General features: G+C 49.1%; 25 protein-coding genes and 1 pseudogene. 25 read left to right on the top strand and 1 reads right to left on the bottom strand.

Features of this window, described 5'->3' with window-relative positions; translation table 11 throughout:
* Positions 1–556: 556 nt before the first annotated feature.
* A pseudogene (locus tag NUV48_11015) lies at positions 557–970 on the bottom strand (transposase).
* 125 nt (positions 971–1095) lie between these two features.
* On the opposite strand from NUV48_11015, the gene NUV48_11010 reads away from it, so the two are divergent.
* The 25 genes from NUV48_11010 to NUV48_10890 all read left to right on the top strand — a co-directional run bounded on the left by NUV48_11010 (position 1096) and on the right by NUV48_10890 (position 22420).
* Positions 1096–1569: an MGMT family protein gene (locus NUV48_11010; GenBank protein MCR4442668.1), complete on the top strand. Its 474-nt coding sequence runs from the start codon at positions 1096–1098 to the stop codon at positions 1567–1569.
* A 193-nt stretch (positions 1570–1762) separates the two neighbouring features.
* Positions 1763–2839, top strand: coding sequence for a 6-hydroxycyclohex-1-ene-1-carbonyl-CoA dehydrogenase (gene had, locus NUV48_11005; GenBank protein MCR4442667.1), 1077 nt, complete (start codon positions 1763–1765; stop codon positions 2837–2839).
* 80 nt (positions 2840–2919) lie between these two features.
* Positions 2920–3063 carry a hypothetical protein gene (locus NUV48_11000; protein ID MCR4442666.1) on the top strand — a complete coding sequence of 48 codons (144 nt, stop codon included), beginning with the start codon at positions 2920–2922 and terminating at the stop codon, positions 3061–3063.
* 116 nt (positions 3064–3179) lie between these two features.
* Positions 3180–3728 carry an isochorismatase family protein gene (locus tag NUV48_10995; protein MCR4442665.1) on the top strand — a complete coding sequence of 183 codons (549 nt, stop codon included), beginning with the start codon at positions 3180–3182 and terminating at the stop codon, positions 3726–3728.
* A 34-nt stretch (positions 3729–3762) separates the two neighbouring features.
* Positions 3763–4374, top strand: coding sequence for an HD domain-containing protein (locus tag NUV48_10990; GenBank protein ID MCR4442664.1), 612 nt, complete (start codon positions 3763–3765; stop codon positions 4372–4374).
* Positions 4371–5162, top strand: coding sequence for a PhzF family phenazine biosynthesis protein (locus NUV48_10985; protein MCR4442663.1), 792 nt, complete (start codon positions 4371–4373; stop codon positions 5160–5162). Before NUV48_10990 ends, NUV48_10985 begins: the two co-directional genes overlap by 4 nt.
* 300 nt (positions 5163–5462) lie before the next feature.
* Positions 5463–7358, top strand: coding sequence for a 1,4-alpha-glucan branching protein GlgB (gene glgB, locus NUV48_10980; protein ID MCR4442662.1), 1896 nt, complete (start codon positions 5463–5465; stop codon positions 7356–7358).
* A 4-nt stretch (positions 7359–7362) separates the two neighbouring features.
* Positions 7363–9771, top strand: a complete 2409-nt coding sequence (locus NUV48_10975; protein ID MCR4442661.1) for a glycogen/starch/alpha-glucan phosphorylase — start codon at positions 7363–7365, stop codon at positions 9769–9771.
* A gap of 50 nt (positions 9772–9821) precedes the next feature.
* Positions 9822–11030 (top strand): glucose-1-phosphate adenylyltransferase, encoded by a 1209-nt coding sequence (locus tag NUV48_10970; GenBank protein ID MCR4442660.1) that lies wholly within the window; start codon positions 9822–9824, stop codon positions 11028–11030.
* A 40-nt stretch (positions 11031–11070) separates the two neighbouring features.
* Positions 11071–12186, top strand: coding sequence for a glucose-1-phosphate adenylyltransferase subunit GlgD (gene glgD / locus NUV48_10965; protein MCR4442659.1), 1116 nt, complete (start codon positions 11071–11073; stop codon positions 12184–12186).
* A 17-nt stretch (positions 12187–12203) separates the two neighbouring features.
* Positions 12204–13634, top strand: coding sequence for a glycogen synthase GlgA (gene glgA, locus NUV48_10960; protein MCR4442658.1), 1431 nt, complete (start codon positions 12204–12206; stop codon positions 13632–13634).
* 41 nt (positions 13635–13675) lie between these two features.
* Positions 13676–14509: a PHP domain-containing protein gene (locus NUV48_10955; protein MCR4442657.1), complete on the top strand. Its 834-nt coding sequence runs from the start codon at positions 13676–13678 to the stop codon at positions 14507–14509.
* 154 nt (positions 14510–14663) lie between these two features.
* Positions 14664–14936, top strand: coding sequence for a hypothetical protein (locus NUV48_10950; protein ID MCR4442656.1), 273 nt, complete (start codon positions 14664–14666; stop codon positions 14934–14936).
* A gap of 9 nt (positions 14937–14945) precedes the next feature.
* A complete protein-coding gene (gene ffh / locus NUV48_10945) occupies positions 14946–16298 on the top strand; it encodes a signal recognition particle protein (GenBank protein MCR4442655.1) in 1353 nt (450 codons plus the stop codon).
* 54 nt (positions 16299–16352) lie between these two features.
* On the top strand, positions 16353–16610 hold the full coding sequence (gene rpsP / locus NUV48_10940; protein ID MCR4442654.1) for a 30S ribosomal protein S16: 258 nt from the start codon (positions 16353–16355) through the stop codon (positions 16608–16610).
* Positions 16611–16632: 22 nt separating this feature from the next.
* Positions 16633–16875 carry a KH domain-containing protein gene (locus NUV48_10935; protein ID MCR4442653.1) on the top strand — a complete coding sequence of 81 codons (243 nt, stop codon included), beginning with the start codon at positions 16633–16635 and terminating at the stop codon, positions 16873–16875.
* A gap of 136 nt (positions 16876–17011) precedes the next feature.
* On the top strand, positions 17012–17527 hold the full coding sequence (gene rimM / locus NUV48_10930) for a ribosome maturation factor RimM (GenBank protein MCR4442652.1): 516 nt from the start codon (positions 17012–17014) through the stop codon (positions 17525–17527).
* A gap of 16 nt (positions 17528–17543) precedes the next feature.
* Positions 17544–18281: a tRNA (guanosine(37)-N1)-methyltransferase TrmD gene (gene trmD, locus NUV48_10925; protein MCR4442651.1), complete on the top strand. Its 738-nt coding sequence runs from the start codon at positions 17544–17546 to the stop codon at positions 18279–18281.
* Complete coding sequence (locus NUV48_10920) at positions 18274–18849, top strand: RNA methyltransferase (GenBank protein ID MCR4442650.1); 576 nt, start codon at positions 18274–18276, stop codon at positions 18847–18849. Before trmD ends, NUV48_10920 begins: the two co-directional genes overlap by 8 nt.
* 118 nt (positions 18850–18967) lie before the next feature.
* On the top strand, positions 18968–19327 hold the full coding sequence (gene rplS / locus NUV48_10915) for a 50S ribosomal protein L19 (GenBank protein MCR4442649.1): 360 nt from the start codon (positions 18968–18970) through the stop codon (positions 19325–19327).
* 142 nt (positions 19328–19469) lie between these two features.
* Positions 19470–20330 (top strand): ribosome biogenesis GTPase YlqF, encoded by an 861-nt coding sequence (ylqF, locus tag NUV48_10910; protein MCR4442648.1) that lies wholly within the window; start codon positions 19470–19472, stop codon positions 20328–20330.
* 16 nt (positions 20331–20346) lie between these two features.
* Complete coding sequence (locus tag NUV48_10905) at positions 20347–20991, top strand: ribonuclease HII (protein ID MCR4442647.1); 645 nt, start codon at positions 20347–20349, stop codon at positions 20989–20991.
* 157 nt (positions 20992–21148) lie between these two features.
* Entirely contained in the window at positions 21149–21511 is a 363-nt protein-coding gene (locus tag NUV48_10900) for an NADH-quinone oxidoreductase subunit A (GenBank protein MCR4442646.1), read from the top strand.
* Positions 21502–22020 (top strand): NADH-quinone oxidoreductase subunit B, encoded by a 519-nt coding sequence (locus NUV48_10895; protein MCR4442645.1) that lies wholly within the window; start codon positions 21502–21504, stop codon positions 22018–22020. The genes NUV48_10900 and NUV48_10895 overlap by 10 nt, the downstream gene beginning before the upstream one ends.
* Entirely contained in the window at positions 22010–22420 is a 411-nt protein-coding gene (locus NUV48_10890) for an NADH-quinone oxidoreductase subunit C (GenBank protein ID MCR4442644.1), read from the top strand. Before NUV48_10895 ends, NUV48_10890 begins: the two co-directional genes overlap by 11 nt.
* Positions 22421–22423 lie beyond the last annotated feature (3 nt).

Below are 22423 nucleotides of genomic sequence, written 5' to 3'. Positions count from 1 at the left end.
AAAAACACCTTCCTTATTTCTATTGAGAATAAAGGAAAGTGTAATAAACTGGCAGGAATAAATTGGAAAAGCCACCGCGCCAGCGGTTTAGTTCAACAATGGCTTCACGCAGTGGGCGCGGTAAGCGCGAGAAGTCGACCAGGGGGTAGTACATGTCTGGGGCAGCCGCGCCACATCCCCCGGCCCAAGTCAGGCATGACCCGGCTCGCCCGGGCCTAAGCTAAGAGCTAGCTAAGGTTTGGCCTTCGCCTTAAGGTCGGAAGGCGTCGACGTATAAAGACTTAACAAAGCGGTAATTAACGTAAAACGATGATAGAAACTACCTTATTAATATAGGGTATAATTTAATTATAAAGTCAATTATTAATGAGGTGCGTTTCATGAGTATAAGTGTAAACGTAAAATAATCCCCACCTTGCAAGTAAGGTGGGGACTCAAGTAAGGCTTATTTGCTGCCCCGGCAGACAAGGGGCAAGGACTCGGACCATGGGAGCAGCTTATCAAAAGCATTCTCGTCTTTGGTATCCAGGTTGGGAAGTTTTTCGAAGAGATAGCTAATGATCTGAAGTTCTTGCCGTACCTCGGTGCTCGTTTCATGCAAAGGACCGCCGTAACATGAACAGACCTGCTCTTCGACAGGCAGACGGTACTCAACCGTTTCAACCGGCAGGTTTTCGAGCACCGTCTCACGGTGGCCGCGTTGTTTGCGGCGCTGGTAGGTGATCGTTTCCACGGTCGGCTCAGCTGGAACCGGTTGGGCTTCCACTTCCGTCTCATTAAAAAGAAAAAGCTGCTGTTGTTCAGGAGCGGTCCGTTCGCTGGAAACGCCGAATTGCCGGTGTTTACTTAAGCGAAACTGCTCCATAAACCAGTTCAGCTTGGCGGTCAGTTTAGCGTTTTGACCGTTCACAACACAGCGCTTTTGAAGTTCTTCTATGGTCATTGTGGCAGTATTTGATGTACTATTCATACTTTAATGATTCGACAAATTACCGTCAATTTTCTCCAAAATGAACCAAGAACTGAAAATATTTCTGTCTTATGGTTTTTTACAAGTATTTGACTAATGATTATCTAACCGAGGGAGGAAAAGAAATGTCCAAAAAATCATTTAATGAAAAACTTAATAACACCAAAGAACTGCCTAAGGTACAATTTGTAGGTGCTGACAATAAAATGGCCAAGCGCTTTGGCTGTGGCAATATGCTTATTGCAGCGCCTATCGAATATGATGAGGTAATGAAGAGGATACCCGAAGGTAAGCTTATTACTTCTGATGAAATCAGAGCATTTCTTGCCAAAAAGCATAATGCTGATTTCACTTGTCAGCTTACTGCGGGAATTTTTATAAACATCGCTGCAAATGCATCACAGGAACGAGAAAATTCAGGAAGTAGTGAAATAACACCATATTGGCGCACCTTGAAAAAGGGCGGTGAGTTAAACGAAAAGTATCCAGGTGGTATAGACAAACAAAGGTTATTATTAGAAATGGAGGGGCATGAAATAATACAGAAAGGCAAAAGGTATTTTGTAAAGGACTATCAAAAAGCGTTACATCAATTGTAATTAATTTCATGGTTTTTTGGTATTAGGAAAGACAATAAAGGTTTCTAAAGCCCAACTTATAGGATTTTCAAGATATCCTAAAACACATACAAAAGTGTCATATTCATGTTAAAGCGGTATTGCGCAGCTTCGAAGGGAGAGAATTTCGGGCGGATAAGATGATGTTATCTGCATCTTGCTTTTAGGGGAAAGTATGATGACAAAGGTACCAAGCAAAATCGAGACTTGGCAGATGGTCTCTCTTGGTAAAATGGAGAAAGCCACTATTGACGTGCCTAAGCTTAAACCGGGCGAGGTACTGGTGGAAATAGCAGGTTGCGGTATTTGCAGTTTGGATCATAATGTGTTCTATGGTAAAGTGCCGACTGTTACGGTGACACCGCGAACATTAGGGCATGAGATTAGCGGTACTATTGTCGCCGGCGATGCCAAACTCGTGGGTAAAGAGGTTATCATTCCCCCCACGATGCCGTGCAACAACTGTTCCATCTGTAAAGCTGGGAGGGGGAACCGATGCCTAGCGGCAAAAATACCAGGCTACAGCATGGGTATTTATGGTGGCAACTCCAGTCATATCGCCGTACCTTCGGAAGACTTATGTTACATTAAAGAAAGGAAGGGAATAGCGCTTTCTCATCTCGCGGTAGTTGCTGATGCCGTTGCTTCTGCCTATCAAGCGGCTAAAAGGGCAGATGTGAAGTTGGGAGACCTGGTAATCGTCGTCGGCGCCACGGGAGGGGCTGGCGTTTATGCTACTCAGATCTGTGCGGCAATGGGTGCCCAAGAGATTATTGGCATCGCCCGCAATCAGGAAAAACTTCAGAGGGCGCTTAAGTTCGGCGCAACTCATGTTATTAGCAGCCAGAACAAGACAGCTAAGAATGTACGCGATGAGTTCTATGCCTACTGCAGGAGTAAGGGATTGCCTTCCCATTACGGGTGGAAGATTTTTGAGTGGACAGGCACCGCGGCGGGGCAGGAAATCGCTTTAGAACTGCTGCCCTTTATCGGCAAATTAGTGATAGCTGGTTTCGGAATGCACAAAAATGAGTTCTCTTTATCCAGGGTGATGGCCCTGGAGGCTGAGATAATAGGCACTTGGGCCTGCCTGCCTAAGTACTACCCTGATGTTTTAAACATGGTGCTCAGCGGCAAAATCCAGATAGAGCCGTTTATTAAAACCATGCCGATGAGCCGGATAAAAGAAGCATACGAAGAAGCGCACAAAGGGGGATTGAGGCAAAGGATTGTACTAACTCCTGATTTTTAAATTAATAAAACGGGAACGTTATATGCCATTCATGATAAAGACAATTTATCAATTCGCTTGGGACGGTGTGACCATGAAACTTGAATTTCTTAGAAATGAAATTAATCGGGAAAATAATAGTTCCAGGAGTAACACGCAAGGGAGAAGCAAAAGAAAAAAATGAATACATGGAGAAAGCATATGAATTAGGGAAAAACGCAGCTAAAGCTGTGGAAGGTGTATAACAATACAATGGCTTCACACAACGGGTGCGGCTGTATAAGGCATAATTGAAAAGGTTTTGCTAAACTCGATTAAAGGTACAGTGCGGGTAGAATAACAAAAGGGGAGTGGGAACATGATGAAGAAGTTTACTTTAACCAGGGAAGAAGCGGTGCTGATGGTGATTGATGTCCAGGAACGTTTGGCCGCGGCAATGAAAGACAGGGAAAGGGTTGTCGGAAGAAACTGTGTCTTGATTTCTGCTGCCTCGCAACTGGGTATCCCGGTAATAGCGACAGAACAATACCCCAGAGGTTTGGGAGCGACGGTTCCGGAGATAAACGACCAACTGAAAGAGGGATGCAAGTTTGAAAAAATGACTTTCTCAGGGTGTACGGACCAGGTGCTTTCTTGTCTGGAGGGAATGGGAAGGCGGAAGGTGATTTTGACCGGTATGGAAACACACGTCTGTGTTTTTCAGACGGCCAGGGATCTGCTTAACCATGGGTATGCCGTTTTTGTGGCGGCAGATGCGGTGTGCTCCCGCACAGAAGAAAATTATTCCAGCGGTCTTGATTTGATGCGTGAAATGGGAGCGGTGGTTTCCAACACGGAAACCATTTTGTTCGATTTGCTTAAAGAAGCTGGCACATCAGAGTTTAAGTTCGTATCCGGACTGGTCAAATAACCGGTTATGGTTGAAGGCGAGAGGTGTAATCCATTTGAGTGACAGCAGAATTGACCAGCAGGTAAGGTTTGTTATCGAGATTGACAGGTTGAAAACAATATTCAGGCAAAGTTATTTAGCCGACGGCTCGCGAAAGGAAAATGATGCCGAACACTCCTGGCACCTTGCTGTAATGGCCTTGATTCTTGCCGAGCATTTTCCGGAAGAGATTGATTTGCTTAAAGTGCTCAAGATGACCCTGATGCACGACCTTGTCGAGATTGAGGCAGGCGATACCTATTGTTACGATGGGGAGGCAAACTGCGGCAGGTTTGAACGTGAACGTCAGGCCGCCGACAGGTTGTACCGATTGCTTCCTAAGGATCAGGCAGAAGAATTTTATAAACTCTGGGTAGAGTTTGAGGAATGTAAAACCCCGGAAGCCAGGTTTTCAGCCGCTCTTGACCGGCTGCAGCCTCTGTTGTTGAATTTTCAATCGAAAGGGAAATCATGGCTTGAGAACAATATTTCTTGCGATCAGGTCTTGGTAAGGAATGAAGTAATCAAGGAGAATTCGGATGTATTATGGAACATTGCCGTAAGAATTATTGACGAAGCAGCTGCAGCGGGGTATTTGGCACATGCAAAAGGAGGAAGAAGAATATGAGAATTTTCCAGGTGGACGCTTTTACCGGCAGACCGTTTGCGGGAAACCCGGCAGGGGTTTGCATTATGGAGAAACCCCAAACTGACAGGTGGATGAGTGATGTGGCCAGGGAAATGAATTTATCTGAGACGGCGTTTCTTTTGAGAATTGACGACGGGTATAATTTGCGCTGGTTTACTCCGGAAGTTGAAGTTGACCTCTGCGGCCATGCCACCCTGGCCAGCGCCCATGTGTTGTGGGAAAAGGGATATTTGAGAATGAAAGAAACAGCAAAGTTTCAGACCAAAAGCGGGCTTCTTACCGCTGATTACAGGGAAGGATGGATATGGATGAATTTTCCGGCCACGCCGGATGAAAGAGTTGATGCGCCGGCGGAACTGCTGGCGGCTTTGGATGTCGAACCGGTCTATACAGGCAAGAGTATTTATGATTATATAATCGAGGTGGAATCCGAAGAGACAGTAAGGCGGATAAAACCTGATTTTTCAATTGTTTCAAAGCTGCCGGCGCGCGGGGTTATAGTTACAGCAAAGGCTAAAGATAAAGAATATGATTTTGTGTCCCGGTTTTTTGCGCCGGCGGCCGGGGTGCCGGAAGACCCTGTAACGGGATCGGCTCACTGCTGCCTCGGCCCGTACTGGATGAAAAAGCTTGGAAAAGACAGTTTCACCGCTTTCCAGGCCTCAAAGCGGGGCGGGATTCTGAAGGTCTGCGTAAAAGGCGACAGGGTGTTGATAGCCGGGCAGGCAGTTACCGTAATAGAAGGAGAGCTTTTGCCTTCAGAATGAAGGAAGAATGAGACATGGTTTGCGAATTGTCAGAACGGCAGGTAAAAAAGCAAGGTTTGTGCTTGAAAAAATGGTTGAAAAATGGTAATGTTAAGATAGATGTGGTAGCGATTATAAAAGCGATGATAATAATTTAGAAATCAGAAAAAAACGAGGCGCTTTTTGATTGAATCAAAAGGCGTTTTTTGTCTCATTGTGACGGAAATGAGCAAATATGTTTAATCAGATATATTCTTCAAGGACGTGCCAGCAAAAGAGAACATAAAAGACTGAATATTATGCAAGAAGCGGAGAAAGAAAATGATGGGTCATAAAAAGCTGACTTCTTATGACATTCACCTTTTTCATGAAGGCAAGTTGTTCAGGGCTTATGAAAAATTCGGGGCGCACGTTACAAATGAGAACGGGGTAGACGGCGCGAGGTTCACGGTGTGGGCTCCCCAGGCCAGGCAGGTGGGCGTGGCCGGAGATTTTAACGGGTGGCGGGGCTTGAAGTGTCCCCTGGAAAAAATCAGCCCTTCGGGCATCTGGTCTGCATTTATTCCGGGGATCAGGGAAGGTGAGCTTTACAAGTACGAAATAGACACTGGCCGCGGGCAGGCTTTTATGAAAGCTGACCCGTATGCCTTTTATTCCGAGGTGCGGCCCAAAAGCGCGTCCATTGTCTATAACCTGGACGGTTATCACTGGGGGGATGATTGCTGGCTGCAGAAAAAAACGCCTCCCTACCTAGGACCGCTCAATATTTATGAAGTGCACGCCGGCTCATGGAAACGCAAAGAAAACGGGGAATTTCTCGGTTACCGCGAACTTGCGCACGAGCTTGCCGCCTATGCGCGTGAAATGGGCTACACTCACCTTGAACTGCTGCCCTTGATGGAGCATCCCTTTGACGGTTCCTGGGGCTACCAGGTGACGGGATATTATTCGGTTACCAGCCGTTACGGCCCACCGCACGATTTTATGTATTTCGTTGATTACTGCCACCGGCAGGGGATCGGCGTGATCCTCGACTGGGTTCCTTCCCATTTCTGCCGTGACGAGCACGGCCTGGCAAAGTTTGACGGCACTTCTCTTTATGAAAAGGGGGAAAGCGCTGAGTGGGGCACATTCCACTTTGACTTTTCCAAACCGGAAGTGGTAAGTTTTCTCGTTTCCAACGCTCTTTTCTGGTTCGAGGTCTATCACGTGGACGGGCTGCGCCTAGATGCCGTGGCCAGCATGCTCTATCTTGACTACGGCAGGAAAGAAGGAAAATGGCGGCCCAACAAATATGGCGGCAAAGAAAACCTGGAAGCAATCGACTTTTTAAAAAGATTGAATGAAGCGGTTTTTTATTACTTTCCTCATGCGCTTATGATTGCTGAAGAATCGACGGCCTGGCCCCTGGTGAGCAGTCCCACCTACGCGGGCGGGCTGGGCTTCAATTATAAATGGAATATGGGCTGGATGAACGACATTCTGGAGTATATGGGCAAGGACCCACTCCAGCGGAAATGGCACCACCAGAAGCTGACCTTTTCTCTCCTGTATGCCTTCAGCGAGAACTTTATCCTGCCGTTTTCGCACGACGAGGTGGTGCACGGGAAAAAGTCGCTCATAGAGAAGATGCCGGGAGACTACTGGCAAAAGTTCGCCAACTTGCGGCTGCTTATCGGTTTTATGATGACGCATCCGGGCAAAAAGCTGCTCTTTATGGGCGGAGAGTTCGCCCAGTTTTTGGAATGGCGGTTTTACGAGGAACTGGACTGGAAAATTCTCGATTTCCCAATGCACAGGAGCTTTCAGAGGTATGTAAGGGAATTGAACCGTTTTTACCTGGAAGAAAAAACGCTGTGGGAAAACGACAGCGAGTGGCGGGGTTTCAGCTGGATTGAGGCTGACAACTGGCGCCAGAGCGTGATCGTTTTTATGAGAAAGGATGCGGCTGGAGAGGATTTTGTGGTCGTGGTCGGCAACTTTACACAGGCCGCGTATGAAAAATACAGGATTGGTGTCCCCTTCTCAGGCTGGTATGGGGAAGTATTCAACAGCGACCTGGAAATATACGGGGGTTCGGGCCGGAAAAACCCTGCCTCGATCCGGGCGAGAAAGGTCCCCTGGCAGAACCAGCCCTTTTCGGTGGAAGTGGATATCCCACCTTTGGCCGTAGTTTTTTTGAAGAAACAGCAGCAAATCAAAGAAAAAGACAGGTGAAAAAATGATAAGCAAGGAAGAATTCATTAAGCTGTACCTCGATAAATTTGAAAAGATCCATGGTAAAAGCATTGACGAGGGAACCATGTACGATAAATACGTGGCCCTGGCCGGTCTGGTCAAGGACCTGCTGGCGGTGGACTGGGTTAAGACAAACAATTTATACAGCGAACGAGATCAAAAGCAGGTATATTATTTCGCCATGGAGTTTCTGCCGGGCAAGTTTCTGGGGATTAATCTGCTGTACAGGGGAATTCGGGAGACGGCCAGGGAGGCTTTAAAAGACCTGGGCCTTGACCTGGAGGAACTGGAAGAATTGGAAAGCGATGCTGCACTGGGGAACGGAGGGCTGGGCAGGCTGGGCGCTTGCTTGCTGGATTCCATGGCTTCCATGGGCATAGCAGGGCACGGCTGTTGTCTCCGCTATAAGTACGGGCTCTTCAGGCAGCGCATTGTGGACGGGTTCCAGGTGGAACTGCCCGACAACTGGCTGGTCAACGGCAACATCTGGGAAATCAGGAAGCCGGATAAGGCTGTGGAAGTGAGATTTGGCGGCACTGTGCGAACGGATATGCTTTGCGGCAGGCTTGTTTTTATCCACGAGAACTATGAAGCGGTAAAAGCCGTTCCCTACGACGTACCTATTGCCGGGTATCAAAACGGGGTTGTTAATACCCTAAGGCTCTGGCGGGCCGAGGCGGCCGGGGAAGATTTTGATCTTTCCTCCTTCCCCCGGGGGGATTATTTGAAAGTGCTGGAGTACAAACAAAGTGTGGAAGCGATTTCCCAGATCCTGTATCCCGATGACAGCAGCAGCGAAGGCAAGCTGTTGCGTTTAAAACAGCAGTATTTTCTCGTTTCGGCGGGGTTGCAGAGCATTTTGCGAAGGTATAAGAAAAAGCACGGTTCACTTTTGAATTTTGAAAACAAGGTGGCGATTCACCTTAACGATACGCATCCCGTTCTCTGTATCCCGGAACTGATGCGGCTGCTGATCGACGTGGAAGGAATGGGCTGGGATGAAGCCTGGCGCATCACCACCGGTGTCATGTCTTACACCAACCACACCATTCTTCCCGAAGCCCTGGAAAAATGGCCTGTGGAGATGTTCAAAACGCTCCTGCCGCGGCTTTACCTGATTGTGCAGGAAATCAACGAGAGGCTGGGCCGGGAATTATGGCAGCGCTTCCCGGGAGACTGGCAGAAGGTCGACAGGATGGCGGTAATGAATAAAGACCAGGTGGTTATGGCCCATCTGGCGGTGGTTGGGAGCAGCCGGCTAAACGGGGTTTCAAGAGTGCATACGGAAATCTTGCAGAAGCAGGTATTGAGCGATTTCTATGGATTGTACCCGCAGAAGTTCAGCAACAAGACAAACGGCGTCTCGCACCGCAGGTTCTTGTTGAAAGCCAATCCGGGCCTTAGTTCTTTAATCACGGAGGTCCTCGGCCCGGAATGGATAGGGGAGCCGCAGCAATTGTCCGGGCTGGCGGCCTTTGCTAACGATGCCTCTTTTTTGGAGAAGGCTGCCGCTGTTAAGAGGGAAAACAAACTGAAAATGGGTAAGCTTATTTTTGACAAGTACGGGATTGCGGTTAACCCTGATTCCATTTTCGATGTGCAGGTCAAAAGAATACACGCCTACAAAAGGCAGCTGTTAAACGTGCTGCACATTTTGGATTTGTTCAACCGTCTCAAGGATAACCCGCAGCTGGAGATTGTTCCGAGAACCTTTATCTTTGGCGGCAAGGCCGCTCCCGGCTATTATCTGGCCAAAAAAATCATCAAGCTTATAAACACTGTGGCCGCAAAAATAAACAGCGACAAGCTCGTCCGGGATAAGCTCAAGGTTGTTTTCCTGGAAGACTATAATGTCTCGCTGGCCGAACGGGTGATACCGGCGGCTGATGTGAGCGAACAGATTTCCACGGCCGGCAAGGAAGCCTCGGGTACAGGCAATATGAAGTTCATGATGAACGGGGCTGTTACCGTCTGTACCCTGGACGGGGCTAACATCGAAATAAGAGATGCTGTGGGCGAAGAAAATATTATCTGCTTCGGGCTGACGGTGGATGAGGTGCTTGGATATTATCAACAGGGCGGGTACAGCGCCTGGGAAGAATACCGCCGCAGCGATCGCCTGAGAAGAGTTATCGACCAGCTGGTATCCGGGTTCTTGCCGGCGCCCGCAGAAGAGTTCCGCGAAATCTACAATTTTTTGCTGGTTGACAACGACGAGTTTTTCCACCTGAAGGATTTTTCCTCTTATACGGAAGCCCAGGATAAGGTCGAACGGCTGTACAGGGAAACCAGGAAATGGCTGAGGATGTCTGTCAGCAATACAGCGCAGTCGGGCAGGTTCAGCAGCGACAGGACGGTTGCCGAATATGCCGGGGAGATCTGGCAGGTTTAACCTGTTTTAAACTCGTGCTAAAAATTGTTAATAAGGAGGGGAAAACGCGCATGCCAAGAAAAGAATGTATTGCCATGCTCCTTGCCGGCGGGCAGGGAAGCAGGCTGGGCTGCCTCACAAAAAGGATAGCCAAACCCGCTGTTCCTTTTGGCGGAAAATACCGGATAATAGACTTTAGTTTGAGCAACTGCAGCAATTCCGGCATAGACACCGTCGGGGTTTTGACCCAGTATAAACCGACGCTGCTCAATTCCTACATCGGCGTGGGGAGCGCTTGGGACCTTGACGTGGGCGATGGTGGGGTTTATGTGCTGCCTCCCTATATGGGAGAAAAAGGCGGGGAGTGGTACAAAGGCACGGCTAACGCGGTCTACCAGAACCTTGACTTTATTGAGCATTATGATCCGAGGTGCGTGCTGGTGATTTCCGGCGACCACATTTATAAGATGGACTATTCCCTGATGCTGGAATACCACCGGCAAAAGCAAGCCGATGTTACCATAGCCGTCATTGAAGTGCCCCGGGATGAGACCAAGCGTTTTGGCATTGTAAGAACAGACGAAGAGGGGAGAGTTACGGAATTTAAGGAAAAACCAAAAGAAGCCGCAAGCAACCTGGCTTCCATGGGAGTTTACATATTCAACTGGTCTGTATTAAAAGAACACCTGGCCATGGATGAAAACGATCCCTCGTCCGACCATGATTTCGGTAAAAATGTTATCCCGCGCATGCTCGGTGAGGGCGTGGGCATGTACGCGTACCGCTTCAGGGGCTACTGGAAAGATGTGGGAACGATAGAAAGCTATTACGCGGCTAACATGGACTTGCTTAAAAGAGACCCGGAATTTGATATTTTTGAAGACTATTTGAAGGTATACTCGAAGGCTCCCGTTTTACCTCCTCATTTCCTGGGTCCCCGGGCTGAGGTGCGGAGAGCGCTTGTCCCCGACGGCTGCGTTATTCTCGGAGAGGTGGAGAACTCGGTCCTCTTCACGGGAGTCTATATCGGCGAGGGGAGCAAGGTGATTGACAGCATCATCATGCCGAAAGTGGAAATAGGTGAAGGCTGCATGATTAAAAAGACAATCATCGGCGAAAACACCATTGTGGGTGACGAATGCCGCATCGGGTATGAAAGCGGTGATGAGGTCAGTAATATTGAACTCACGGTTATTGCCGATAATGTGACTTTACCCGGGAGGGTGAGAGTAAAGAAGAGTTCGCAAATCGCTGGCTGGCGGCAGTCGAAAATAAGTTGATAACGAAACGAGAATCGGATTTATCAAGGAGTAGGATCATATGCAGGAAATGATGGGCATTATCGCTAATATCAAAAACGAAGAGTTGATGCCTGAACTGACCCAGCACCGCTGTTTATCCGCCGTGCCGTTTGGCGGGCGCTACCGGGTGATTGATTTTGTGCTTTCCAGCATGGTTAACTCGGGCATCCGCAACGTGGCTGTTATTTCTTCTCATAAATACAGGTCACTGGTGGGTCATCTCGGCTCCGGCAAAGAGTGGGGGCTTGACCGCAAGTCGGAAGGTTTGATGGTTTTGCCTTCGGCCAGTCCCGGCCTCGCCAGGAGAAATCTGAGCCTGGACTTGAAAGACATGTATGCCAATATTGATTACCTGGAAAAGAGCAGGCAGCAGTATGTGGTAATTTCCGGCAATAATGTAATCTGTAACCTCAACTACCAGGACGTGTTGGTTTACCACAAGCAAAAAAATGCCCATATTACCATGATTTATAAACAGGAGAAAGGCAGCGCAGCTGACTTGAGTGGGGTTGTTTTCTTGGGCGTGGGTGATGACGGGCGGGTTAACGGGATTTACAGGACACCATATAAATTGGGGCACAACAATGTTTCGATGGAAATGATGATCATGCGGCGAGAATTTCTTAAAGAATTGATCTGGGCAGCTCTGGCTTCAGGCAACTGGGATCTTACCGCTGTTATTGCCGGCAACCTCGATGATATTGAAGTCTTTGCTTTTCCGTTTAAAGGTTATCTTGCCAGGATCAACTCGGTCGAGTCCTATTTCAGGCACAATATGGAACTCCTGAATCCTGAAATCTCACAGGAACTGTTTTTTGGCCACGGGCCGATTTATACAAAGACAAAAGACGGTCCTCCTACGAGGTATTCTGAGGGATGCAGCGTTACGAACTCCCTGGTGGCTTCCGGCTGCATTGTTGAAGGCAGCGTGGAAAACAGCGTTCTCTTCAGGGGTGTCGATATCGGGCGCGGCGCCCTGGTCAAAAACAGCATCATCATGCAGAAAAGCGCAGTGGAGGAAAATGCTGTCCTTGAAAACGTCATCTTGGATAAAGAAGTAGTGATAAGAAAAGGCACGGTGTTGAAAGGCCAAGAAGGACAGCCCATCGTTATTGGCAAGAATAACATGCTGTAATGGAGTTAACAAAGGTGATGAAAGTTCTTTTTGCCGCTGCGGAAGGAGCTCCTTTTGCCAAGAGCGGAGGCCTGGGGGATGTGATCGGCTCTCTTCCCAGGGCCCTACAAGCGAAAAAAGTCGAGGCGCGGGTTATCATGCCTTTATACGGAAATGTCCCGGCCGCTTACCGCCGGAAGATGAAGGAACTGGGCGCGCTTACGGTTCCGGTTTCCTGGCGGAAGCAGTACTGCGGGATTAATGCCCTCCATTTTGAAGGGATAACCTGGTATTTTCTTGATAATGAATATTATTTTAAAAGGGAAGGGCTTTACGGGTACGGCGACGATGCCGAGCGCTTCGCCTTTTTTTCGCGCGCGGTCCTGGAGAGCTTGCCATTCATTGGTTTTCGACCTTCAGTTCTCCACTGCCATGACTGGCATACCGGCCTGGTCAGCGTTTACCTGCGGGCGTTTTACAGCCGGCAGCCTTTTTATTCCTCCCTGAAGACGGTTTTTACAATCCACAACATCGCCTACCAGGGCGTTTTTCCGGCCTGGATGCTTGGTGATGTGGTGGGATTAAAAGACGATTACTATCACGCAGAAGGCCTGAGGTTTTTTGACTGTATAAATTATCTTCAAGGAGGCATTATCTTTTCCGACCGGCTGACGACGGTAAGCAAGACATATGCCGAAGAAATAATGACCCCCGCATATGGGGAAAACATGGACAATGTACTGCGAAAAAGAAAAGATAAGCTGTGTGGTATAATCAACGGTATTGACGGCGGGAGTTATAATCCTCGTACCGACCCCCATATTTACTGCAACTACCGTTGTTCCCTGCGCAAAAAAGGACAGAACAAAATGAGGCTCCAGCAGGAGCTTAACCTGCCGGTCAGGGAAAGAATCCCCATGCTGGCAGTAGTTTCAAGGCTGGCAGAGCATAAAGGGATTAACCTTTTGCTTGCCCTTTTGCCGGACCTGTTGAAAAAAGAGATACAGCTGGTGGTCCTGGGCACGGGAGATGAGGCGGTGGAAAGGCATCTTTCGGCGGCTGCCGGGATGTATCCGGCCCGGATGGCGGTGAGAAATTCATTTGACGAATCCCTGGCCCGCAGGATTTATGCAGGTTCCGACATGCTTTTGATGCCTTCGCGCACTGAGCCGTGCGGGCTGAGCCAGCTCATTGCCTTGCGCTACGGCACTATACCGGTGGTCAGGGAAACGGGAGGACTTAAAGATACGGTGAGGCCGTACAACGAGGTCACAGGCGAGGGCAATGGGTTTTGTTTTGGGGAATACTCCGCTGACGCCTTAAGGGACGCGGTCGAAAAAGCGCTTGAGGTTTATAAAAGAAGGGAGGTTTGGGCCGGCATCGTTAAAAACGCTGTGCAAGCTGACCACAGCTGGGACAGGTCAGCCGGGGAATATGTTAAACTGTACAGGGAACTGGCTGATTGGTAAAATAAACAAAATGAGAAAAGAAGGGAAGCTGGAAACTGGCGATGAGGGCAGACCTGCACATCCACACCACCGCATCCGACGGCAGCTGGACGCCCGGAATGCTTGTGGGAGCATTGAAGAAAAAAGGCATCAGCATGTTTTCTGTAACCGACCATGACTCGGTTTCAAATTTGAGTGAAACACAGGAGCTGGCCAGGGAAGAAGGGCTTTGCTTCATACCAGGGGTCGAGATTTCCACCTCTGTTCAGGGGAATCTTTTTCATATCCTGGGTTATGGCATCGATCCGGCAAACCGCAGGCTTAACGAACTCCTGCAGCATAACACGGACCTGATGAACAAGAAAGATGACGACAGCATCAGAACCCTGATCAAGCAGGGTTACCGGCTTGATTTTGAAAAGTACAGGAATTACCGGGATGACGGGACCCGCGGCGGCTGGAAAGCGTTGAATTTCCTGATTGATGAAGGGCTCTGCAAAGATGCGGGAGATTTTTTTACGAATCTTTTTACTGAAAAATACAGGCTTGAATTTCCCGTTTTCCCGCCGCCGGAGGAGGTAATCAAGACGGTAACAGAGGCAGGAGGGGTGCCTTTCCTGGCCCATCCGGCCGGGAACCTCCATAAAAGGCTGAATTTGCCGGAGGTCTTGGAACATTTTACACAGCTGGGCATCACCGGAATCGAATGCTGGCATCCCGAACACGACAGGGAAGAAGTCAATTTTTGCCTGGACTGGTGCAGGAAAGGAAGGCTTGATATTTCCGGGGGTTCGGACTGTCACGGTGTATTTATCAAAACCCGGCAGTTGGGAAACCCGCAGGTTTTTCTTGAACAGCTAAAACTGGACAGGCTGAAGTCCTATCTTGGCATTTGACACGGCAAAGATAACAGGGTAAAATATACCCTGTTAAGTTTTTTTACTTAACAGCATAAACGGCAGGGTTGGTGCATGACCATGGACGGTATGGTCCGCCGCGCTCTTTTGTTTGATTTTTACGGTTCTCTGTTAACAAAAAAAACAGCAAGAGGTGTACGATCTCTACTTCCAGCAAGACCTTTCTTTGGGTGAAATAGCCCAGATAAAGAATGTCTCGCGCAACGCCGTTTACGATTTGCTGCAAAGGTCCGAGGAAGCATTGGAATCATATGAAGAGAAGCTTGGGCTGGTAGGTAGGCACATGGAGAGATGCAGATTGGTTGAAAATATGAAGGTGAAACTGGCCAGCCTGCAAGGGAAAGTGAGCCCCGCCGAACTTTACAATCTTCAGGTTATCCTTGATAAAATCGAAAAAAGCTGGTAGGTGACGAATATGGCTTTTGAGGGACTGGCCGAGAAACTGCAGAAAGCTTTCAAGGTTTTGCGAGGCAAGGGAAAGGTTTCGGAAAAAGACGTTGAGCAGGCCCTGCGCGAAGTTCGGATGGCTCTTCTGGAAGCAGACGTGAATTATAAAGTTGTCAAAGACTTTATCGGAAAAGTGAAAGAAAGGGCCGTGGGAGCGGAAGTCATGGCCAGCCTTACTCCCGGGCAGCAGGTTATAAAGATCGTCCATGAAGAAATGACCCGGCTGATGGGCGGTACCGCGAGCAAGATAACGACAGCATCGCGGCCTCCTACCGTAATTATGCTGGTGGGACTGCAGGGTTCGGGCAAGACCACGACCTGCGGCAAGCTGGCGCGATTATTGAAAAGACAGGGCAGAAGGCCGCTCCTGGTTGCCGGCGATGTTTACCGCCCTGCGGCCGTCAAGCAGCTTGAAATCCTGGGCGAACAGGTCGAAGTCCCCGTTTTTTCCAGGGGAGATAAACATGACCCGGTGGATATTGCCAGGGCAGCGAAAGAATATGCGGAATGCCAGGGTCTGGACGTAGTTATTATTGATACGGCCGGGCGTTTGCACATCGACGACGAGCTGATGACGGAACTAGAACGAATGAAGTCCGCCTGCAGGCCTCACGAGATCCTGCTGGTGGTTGATGCCATGACCGGCCAGGATGCCGTAAACGCGGCCGAGGTTTTTAATGGGCGCCTGGGACTTGATGGCGTCATTCTAACCAAGCTTGAGGGAGATACTCGTGGCGGTGCGGCTATTTCGGTCAAAGCCGTTACAGGGAAACCGATTAAGTTTGCTGGGATGGGAGAAAAACTCGATTCCCTGGAGCCGTTTCATCCTGACCGCATGGCTTCGCGCATACTGGGGATGGGCGATGTCCTCACTTTGATTGAGAAGGCCCAGGCCAGTGTTGACGCTCAAAAAGCCGCTGAACTGGAGAGAAAGCTGCGAAAAAGCGAATATACCCTGGAAGATTTTTTGGACCAGTTGCAGCAGATGAGGTCCATGGGACCAATCAGCCAGCTTATGGATATGCTCCCGGGGATGGGAAAGGTTAAAGGATGGCAAGGGATGGAAATCAGCGAAAAGGACATCAAGAGGACGGAGGCCATTGTTCTCTCCATGACCAAAGAAGAAAGAAGAAAACCGGAGATCATAAACGGCAGCCGCAGAAAACGCATTGCGGCCGGGAGCGGCACATCCGTGCAGGAGGTTAACAGGCTCATCAAGCAGTACGAACAGTCCCAGAAGATGTTCAAGCAGTTTGGCCAGATGCAGCAACTGGCAAAGGGCGGCAAAAAGGGCGGCTTCGGCTTCCCCTTTTTCAAATAAAAAAACCGAACAGGTAAAACGAAATGTGCCAGCTGCCGCAAGGAGGTGAAAACATTGGCGACACGAATCAGACTTAAGCGGATGGGAGCAAAGAAAGCCCCTTTCTATCGCCTGGTAGTGGCTGATTCCCGTTCCCCACGCGACGGGAAGTTTATTGAAGAGCTTGGTTATTATGATCCGACCAAAAACCCTTCAATAATTAAAATAAACGAGGAAAGAGCATTATACTGGTTGAAAAACGGCGCCCAACCATCCGAGACTGCCCGGTCTTTACTAAACAAAACCGGTATTATCGCTAAATTGAGCGAATAACCGAATGTTTGGGGGTAGGCAAGTGAAAGGATTAAAAGAATTAGTAGAAGCTCTGGTGCTGGCCCTGGTTGACCACCCGGAAGAGGTCAGGATTACTGAGCGGGAAGAGAACAGAATCATTTTTATCGAGCTGCGTGTCGCGCCTAATGATATGGGTAAAGTGATTGGCAAACAAGGCAGGATAGCCAGGGCGATCCGTACCCTGGTCAGGGCGGCGGCCGCCCGCGAGGAAGGCAAGAAAGTGATTGTGGATATCACGCAGTAAGGAGGGGCCTCTTGCCTCTCTTTGTTTTCAAGGACTTAAAAGGGATGATTCCCAAACCTGGCCTGGAGGTTTTTAGGCCAGGTTTGGGCCCTGTGCGAGCGGCTGGAATTATGGCTGATAAAAGGCAGGGATTCTAATGGAGCAGTTTATAAAAATCGGCCAGATCGTTAATACCCACGGCTGCAGGGGAGAGTTGAAGGTGCTGCCTCTCACTGACGATCCCGGCCGGTTTGAAGAATTGACCCAAGTTTATGTTTTCAGGAAAGACAGGGATTACATCAAGTACAATGTTGCGTCTGCCAGGATTCACAAAGGTATGGTGCTGGTTGCTTTTGCCGAAATAAACGATCTGCTCGAAGCTGAAAAAATGAAGGGGCTTTACCTGGAACTTCCGGTTTCCGAATTGAAACCGCTGCCGGAGGGTCATTACTATATATTTCAATTGATAGGCCTTAATGTTTACGAAGATGATAAGCTGCTGGGAAAAATGATTGATGTTATTAAAACCGGCAGCAACGATGTCTATGTGGTGAAAGCCGTGGGGAGTAAAAAAGAGATTCTTATACCCGCGCTCAAGGAAGTTGTGGAGAAAATCGATTTGTCTTCTGGCGCAATAAGAGTGAAACTCCCGCCTGGACTGCTGGATTTATAAATTTTGGAGGGTCCCTATGGATATTTGCGTTTTCACTCTTTTCCCGGAAATGTTTACCGGACCTCTCGATAACAGTATCCTTAAAAAAGCCCGGGAAAAAGGACTTATTAGTATTAAAATTATTGATTACCGGTATTATTCCCCCTCCCGGCATAAGAATGTGGATGATAGTCCTTTTGGCGGGGGAGCCGGAATGGTGTTAAAGCCGGAACCAATTTATTATGCCCTGGAAAAAAACTGTCCCCGTCCAGGGAAGGTGCTTCTCATGACTCCTCAAGGGAAAACTTTTGATCAGGCGCTGGCCAAGCTTTTGGCCAGCGAGGAATCACTGGCTATCATTTGCGGTCATTACGAGGGATATGACGAAAGGATACGCGCACTGTCCGATTATGAGCTATCGATCGGCGACTATGTTTTAACGGGAGGCGAACTTCCTGCCATGGTGGTCATCGACGCTGTGTGCAGGCTCTTGCCCGGGGTTTTAGGAGAAAAGGAATCGCCGTTGACTGACTCGTTTTATGATGGGCTTCTCGAACACCCGCAGTACACAAGGCCCAGGGATTTTCGCGGCATGAGGGTTCCTGACGTTTTGCTTTCCGGAAATCATGAACAAATCCGGGTCTGGCGGCGTAAAGAGTCATTAAGGCGCACATTGTTGAGACGGCCCGATCTCTTGGCTAAGGCCAGTCTTTCTGAAGAGGACCGAGAACTCTTGGAGGAGATCGCCCGGGAGGAGCGTCAAAAAGATGAATAATCGCGTTTTTCTTGGACTGGTTCACTATCCTGTCTATAATAAGAATTCGGAAATAATCACGACATCGATTACCAACCTGGATATTCACGATATTGCCCGCTGCGCGATTACTTATAACTTGGCACGCTATTATGTGATTCATCCGCTTCCTACCCAGCGCAAATTAATCCGGGAGATTACCGATTACTGGCAGACAGGATACGGGGCGGTATACAACCCCGACCGCAAAGAAGCGTTGGAACTTGTGGAACTAAAGGAATCTATCGAAGAAGCGAAACAGGCCATTAAAGCAGAATACGGCGGGAAAGTGTATACGGTGGCTACGGATGCCAGGGCGTATCCTCACACGGTTGGTTATAGGGAGTTTCGAAGTATCCTGGCCGGAGAGGGCGGGAACAATTTTCTGCTGCTTTTCGGGACTGGCTGGGGCATGTCGGCGGAAGTCATCAACCAGGCTGATTACATATTACAGCCGATTTACGGCAGGGGTTCTTACAATCACCTTTCAGTCAGGAGTGCGGTGGCCATAATTCTTGACCGGGTTTTAGGCGAAAATTGGTGGCAATAAGTTGCCAGAAAAGAATTGTTTATGCTATAATTACTGTCGGTTGCCGAGGAAAACGGATGGTCCGCTGTCCTGACGCGGGTGCAGGATAAGAACATCTAAGCGGGAAGGAGGGAATACCATGGATTTGATGAAGACAATCGAAGCGGAACAATTAAGGAAGGATATCCCCGATTTCCGTCCCGGCGATACTGTGCGGGTCAAGGTGAAAGTGGTCGAAGGCAACAGGGAGAGAATCCAGGCCTATGAAGGCATAGTCATTAAAAGAAGGGGCGGCGGGCTGAATGAGACGTTTACCGTGCGCCGTATTTCATACGGGGTGGGAGTGGAACGCTGTTTTCCCGTGCATTCGCCCAGATTGGAAAAGATAGAAGTGGTTCGCAAGGGCCATGCGCGCAGAGCAAAATTATATTATCTTCGCGAGCGCACAGGCAAGGCGGCGACAAGAATAAAGGAAAGGACCCGCGGCGAGAGCAAGTAAAAGACTGACCAGTAAGGGGTGTTGTTGTTTATCCCCTGCGGGCAATTAATTTAAGAATGGGGGGGCTGATATTCAGCCCCTTTGCGTCTAAAATGGGAGTGTAGTATTTACCTGATCAAAGCGGTTGTGAAGAAATGAGGAGATTCTTTTGGTCCAGTGGTTTCCCGGTCATATGGCCAAAACAAGGCGACTGGTATATGAGAACATCAAGCTGGTTGATGTTGTTACGGAGCTTTGTGACGCCAGGATCCCCGCCAGCAGCCGCAACCCGTTGTTTGACGGGCTTGCCGGAAACAAGCCGCGCCTTTTGGTCCTCGGCAAGGAAGACCTGGCTGATACGGCCGCAACCGGCTTGTGGCTCGAATACTATAACCGGTCAGGGCAAAAGAGTCTGGCTTTAAATATGGTGCGCGGGACAAAAACCGCCAGGAAAAAACTCCTGCAGGCTATCAGAAGCCTGGCAGAACCGGTACTGGCCAAAAGGGTGCAGAGAGGGATAAAAAAACAGACCGTGCGGACCATGGTAGTAGGTATCCCCAACGTGGGCAAATCAACGCTCATTAATTTCCTTGCGGGAAAGGGAGCAGCGGAGACCGGCGACAGGCCAGGAGTGACCAGGGGAAAACAGTGGATCAGGCTGGAAGGCGAGGTTGAACTCCTGGACATGCCTGGGCTGCTCTGGCCGAAGTTTGAAGACCGCGAGACCGGGTTGAAGCTGGCTGTGACCGGCGCAATCAGGGATGAAGCGGTCGATGGACAGGAACTGGCCTTGTGGCTGATAAAATGGCTTGCCGGAAACGCGCCGGGGAGAATAAGGGAAAGATACGGTATTGAAGAAAGTAAAGACGCCAATTTATTGCTGGAAGAAATAAGCAGGAAGCGCGGTTTTTTGCAAAGGGGCGGCAAAGTGGATGTGGAAAAAGGCGCAGCGATGCTGCTTGACGAATTCCGCGCCGGAAAGATAGGCGCTTTTACCCTGGATGCCTTGCCCGGTAAATTGTAAGGCGGGGGTAATAAAGATGAAAATGGAAAAGCAAAAAGCCGAAAAAGAGCGCCTGTATAGATTGTGGGAATGGGAAAGAAGTCTTTGGACAGCGGGTTACAGTAAGGTAGCCGGTCTCGACGAGGCGGGGAGAGGGCCGCTGGCCGGCCCTGTAGTGGCAGCTTCTGTAGTATTACCGCCGGAAATCGAGATACCCGGTCTCAATGATTCCAAAAAGCTTTCCGGAAATAAAAGGTCGGCCCTGGCGGAGATAATAAAACAAAAGGCTTTAGCCTGGGGTGTGGGGGTAGTTGACCAAAGCGAGATAGACCGGATCAATATTCTGCAGGCTTCTAAAATAGCCATGATCGAAGCGGTGCGGCAAATGGGAGTAAGGCCCGATTTTCTGTTGATCGATGCGCTTACTGTTGCCCTGGATATACCTCAACAAGGAATTGTTCATGGGGATACCTTATCAGCCTCTATTGCCGCCGCCTCTATTATTGCCAAAACGCACCGCGATTCGCTGATGGAGATGATGGACGTGCTTTACCCGGAATACGGTTTTAAGGACCACAAAGGATACGGAACACCGCGCCATCTTGAGGCGCTGAGGTGCTACGGGCCCTGTCCGATTCACCGGGTTACGTTTATACATAAAATGAATAAAACAAGAAATTGAGATATTTCCTGAAATATGGAAAGAATATGAAGATAAAAACCAAAAAATATTGGCTGGTCTTGCGCCGCGAAAACTGGTAATATAAAAAAGATAGAAAACTTTGCGGAGGCGAAACAAGGACTGCCGCGATTTTCCGGTAAAGGGGTTGGTTTAAAAAATGTTTATGCAGTACGCAACAGTCGGCATCTTCTTAATTGCAGGCATTATTTTCGGTTTTGGCGCGCTCTTTGCCAACTGGCTGCTGCGGCCCAAACCAAAAAACGCGCCGCCCGCCAAGCTGGAGGCTTACGAATGCGGCATGGAGACAATCGGGCCCACCTGGGTCCAGTTCAGGATAAACTATTTTATTATTGCGCTGGTGTTTATGGTCTTTGACGTTGAAACGATATTTCTTTACCCCTGGGCGATAGCTTTTCAGAAATTGGGTTTATTCGCGTTTATCGAAATGTTTGTTTTCCTGGCGATTCTTGTAGTCGGATTCTGGTATGCCTTGAAGGAAGGAGCATTTGAATGGCGCTAGAAATAAACGATGAAAAGACTTTGGAAAAAACGCTGGAAAAGAATGTGTTGCTTACTACTCTGGATAAGCTTTTCAACTGGGGAAGGGGCAATTCCCTGTGGCCGCTGCAGTTTGGCTTGGCCTGCTGTGCCATCGAAATGATTTCCTCTGGACAGGCCCGTTTTGATCTTTCCCGCTTTGGGTATGAAGTGTTCCGTCCATCTCCTCGACAGGCCGATGTGATGATCGTGGCGGGAACAATTACCAAGAAAATGCAGCCTGCGATCAGAAGAATTTATGACCAGATGCCCGAACCAAAATGGGTTATTGCCATGGGGAACTGCGCCATCGGCGGCGGACCGTTCGCCGATTCTTACGCGGTGGTTCCGGGAGCCGACGAGTTCCTGCCGGTGGATGTTTATGTTCCGGGGTGTCCTCCCCGGCCGGAAAGCCTGTTTTACGCCATGCTGCAGTTGAAAGAAAAGGTGATGAATCCACAAAAGGCGAGGGCGAAGAAATATGGCCGGTAATGGTTTCGCATTCCTGGAAGAGAAGTTTCCAGGCGTAAAGTCCAGCGATAATGTAATCCAGGTGCCGCGGGAAAAACTCCTTTCGGTAATGGAGTTTCTGAAAGAGCAGGGTTTTGATTATTTGAACGACCTGACAGCGGTAGACTGGCAAAAACATTTCACCCTGGTTTATCAGGTTCGCTCGTACAGCAAACCTGAGGAGGTTACGGTCAAGACCGACCTGGAAAGGGACGACCCCAGGGCGCCTTCGGTGACCGGAATATGGAAAGCGGGCAACTGGATGGAACGCGAGGTTTACGACATGTTTGGGATAGTATTTGAAGGGCATCCCAACCTGAGACGCATCCTGCTGGGGGACGATTTTGTCGGGTACCCCCTCCGCAAGGATTTCCAGTCGTAGCCA

Source organism: Peptococcaceae bacterium (assembly GCA_024655825.1).
Taxonomy (GTDB): Bacteria; Bacillota; Peptococcia; order DRI-13; family PHAD01; genus JANLFJ01.
This window is presented reverse-complemented; position numbering and strand designations above follow the sequence as displayed.

What these genes read in the sequence shown, in the direction of transcription:
- NUV48_11010 (MCR4442668.1), top strand. Translation starts at nt 1,096, where the DNA reads ATGTCCAAAAAATCATTTAATGAAAAACTTAATAACACCAAAGAACTG.
- had (MCR4442667.1), top strand. Translation starts at nt 1,763, where the DNA reads ATGATGACAAAGGTACCAAGCAAAATCGAGACTTGGCAGATGGTCTCT.
- NUV48_10995 (MCR4442665.1), top strand. Translation starts at nt 3,180, where the DNA reads ATGAAGAAGTTTACTTTAACCAGGGAAGAAGCGGTGCTGATGGTGATT.
- NUV48_10985 (MCR4442663.1), top strand. Translation starts at nt 4,371, where the DNA reads ATGAGAATTTTCCAGGTGGACGCTTTTACCGGCAGACCGTTTGCGGGA.
- glgB (MCR4442662.1), top strand. Translation starts at nt 5,463, where the DNA reads ATGATGGGTCATAAAAAGCTGACTTCTTATGACATTCACCTTTTTCAT.
- NUV48_10975 (MCR4442661.1), top strand. Translation starts at nt 7,363, where the DNA reads ATGATAAGCAAGGAAGAATTCATTAAGCTGTACCTCGATAAATTTGAA.
- NUV48_10970 (MCR4442660.1), top strand. Translation starts at nt 9,822, where the DNA reads ATGCCAAGAAAAGAATGTATTGCCATGCTCCTTGCCGGCGGGCAGGGA.
- glgD (MCR4442659.1), top strand. Translation starts at nt 11,071, where the DNA reads ATGCAGGAAATGATGGGCATTATCGCTAATATCAAAAACGAAGAGTTG.
- glgA (MCR4442658.1), top strand. Translation starts at nt 12,204, where the DNA reads ATGAAAGTTCTTTTTGCCGCTGCGGAAGGAGCTCCTTTTGCCAAGAGC.
- NUV48_10955 (MCR4442657.1), top strand. Translation starts at nt 13,676, where the DNA reads ATGAGGGCAGACCTGCACATCCACACCACCGCATCCGACGGCAGCTGG.
- ffh (MCR4442655.1), top strand. Translation starts at nt 14,946, where the DNA reads ATGGCTTTTGAGGGACTGGCCGAGAAACTGCAGAAAGCTTTCAAGGTT.
- rimM (MCR4442652.1), top strand. Translation starts at nt 17,012, where the DNA reads ATGGAGCAGTTTATAAAAATCGGCCAGATCGTTAATACCCACGGCTGC.
- trmD (MCR4442651.1), top strand. Translation starts at nt 17,544, where the DNA reads ATGGATATTTGCGTTTTCACTCTTTTCCCGGAAATGTTTACCGGACCT.
- NUV48_10920 (MCR4442650.1), top strand. Translation starts at nt 18,274, where the DNA reads ATGAATAATCGCGTTTTTCTTGGACTGGTTCACTATCCTGTCTATAAT.
- rplS (MCR4442649.1), top strand. Translation starts at nt 18,968, where the DNA reads ATGGATTTGATGAAGACAATCGAAGCGGAACAATTAAGGAAGGATATC.
- NUV48_10905 (MCR4442647.1), top strand. Translation starts at nt 20,347, where the DNA reads ATGAAAATGGAAAAGCAAAAAGCCGAAAAAGAGCGCCTGTATAGATTG.
- NUV48_10900 (MCR4442646.1), top strand. Translation starts at nt 21,149, where the DNA reads ATGTTTATGCAGTACGCAACAGTCGGCATCTTCTTAATTGCAGGCATT.
- NUV48_10895 (MCR4442645.1), top strand. Translation starts at nt 21,502, where the DNA reads ATGGCGCTAGAAATAAACGATGAAAAGACTTTGGAAAAAACGCTGGAA.
- NUV48_10890 (MCR4442644.1), top strand. Translation starts at nt 22,010, where the DNA reads ATGGCCGGTAATGGTTTCGCATTCCTGGAAGAGAAGTTTCCAGGCGTA.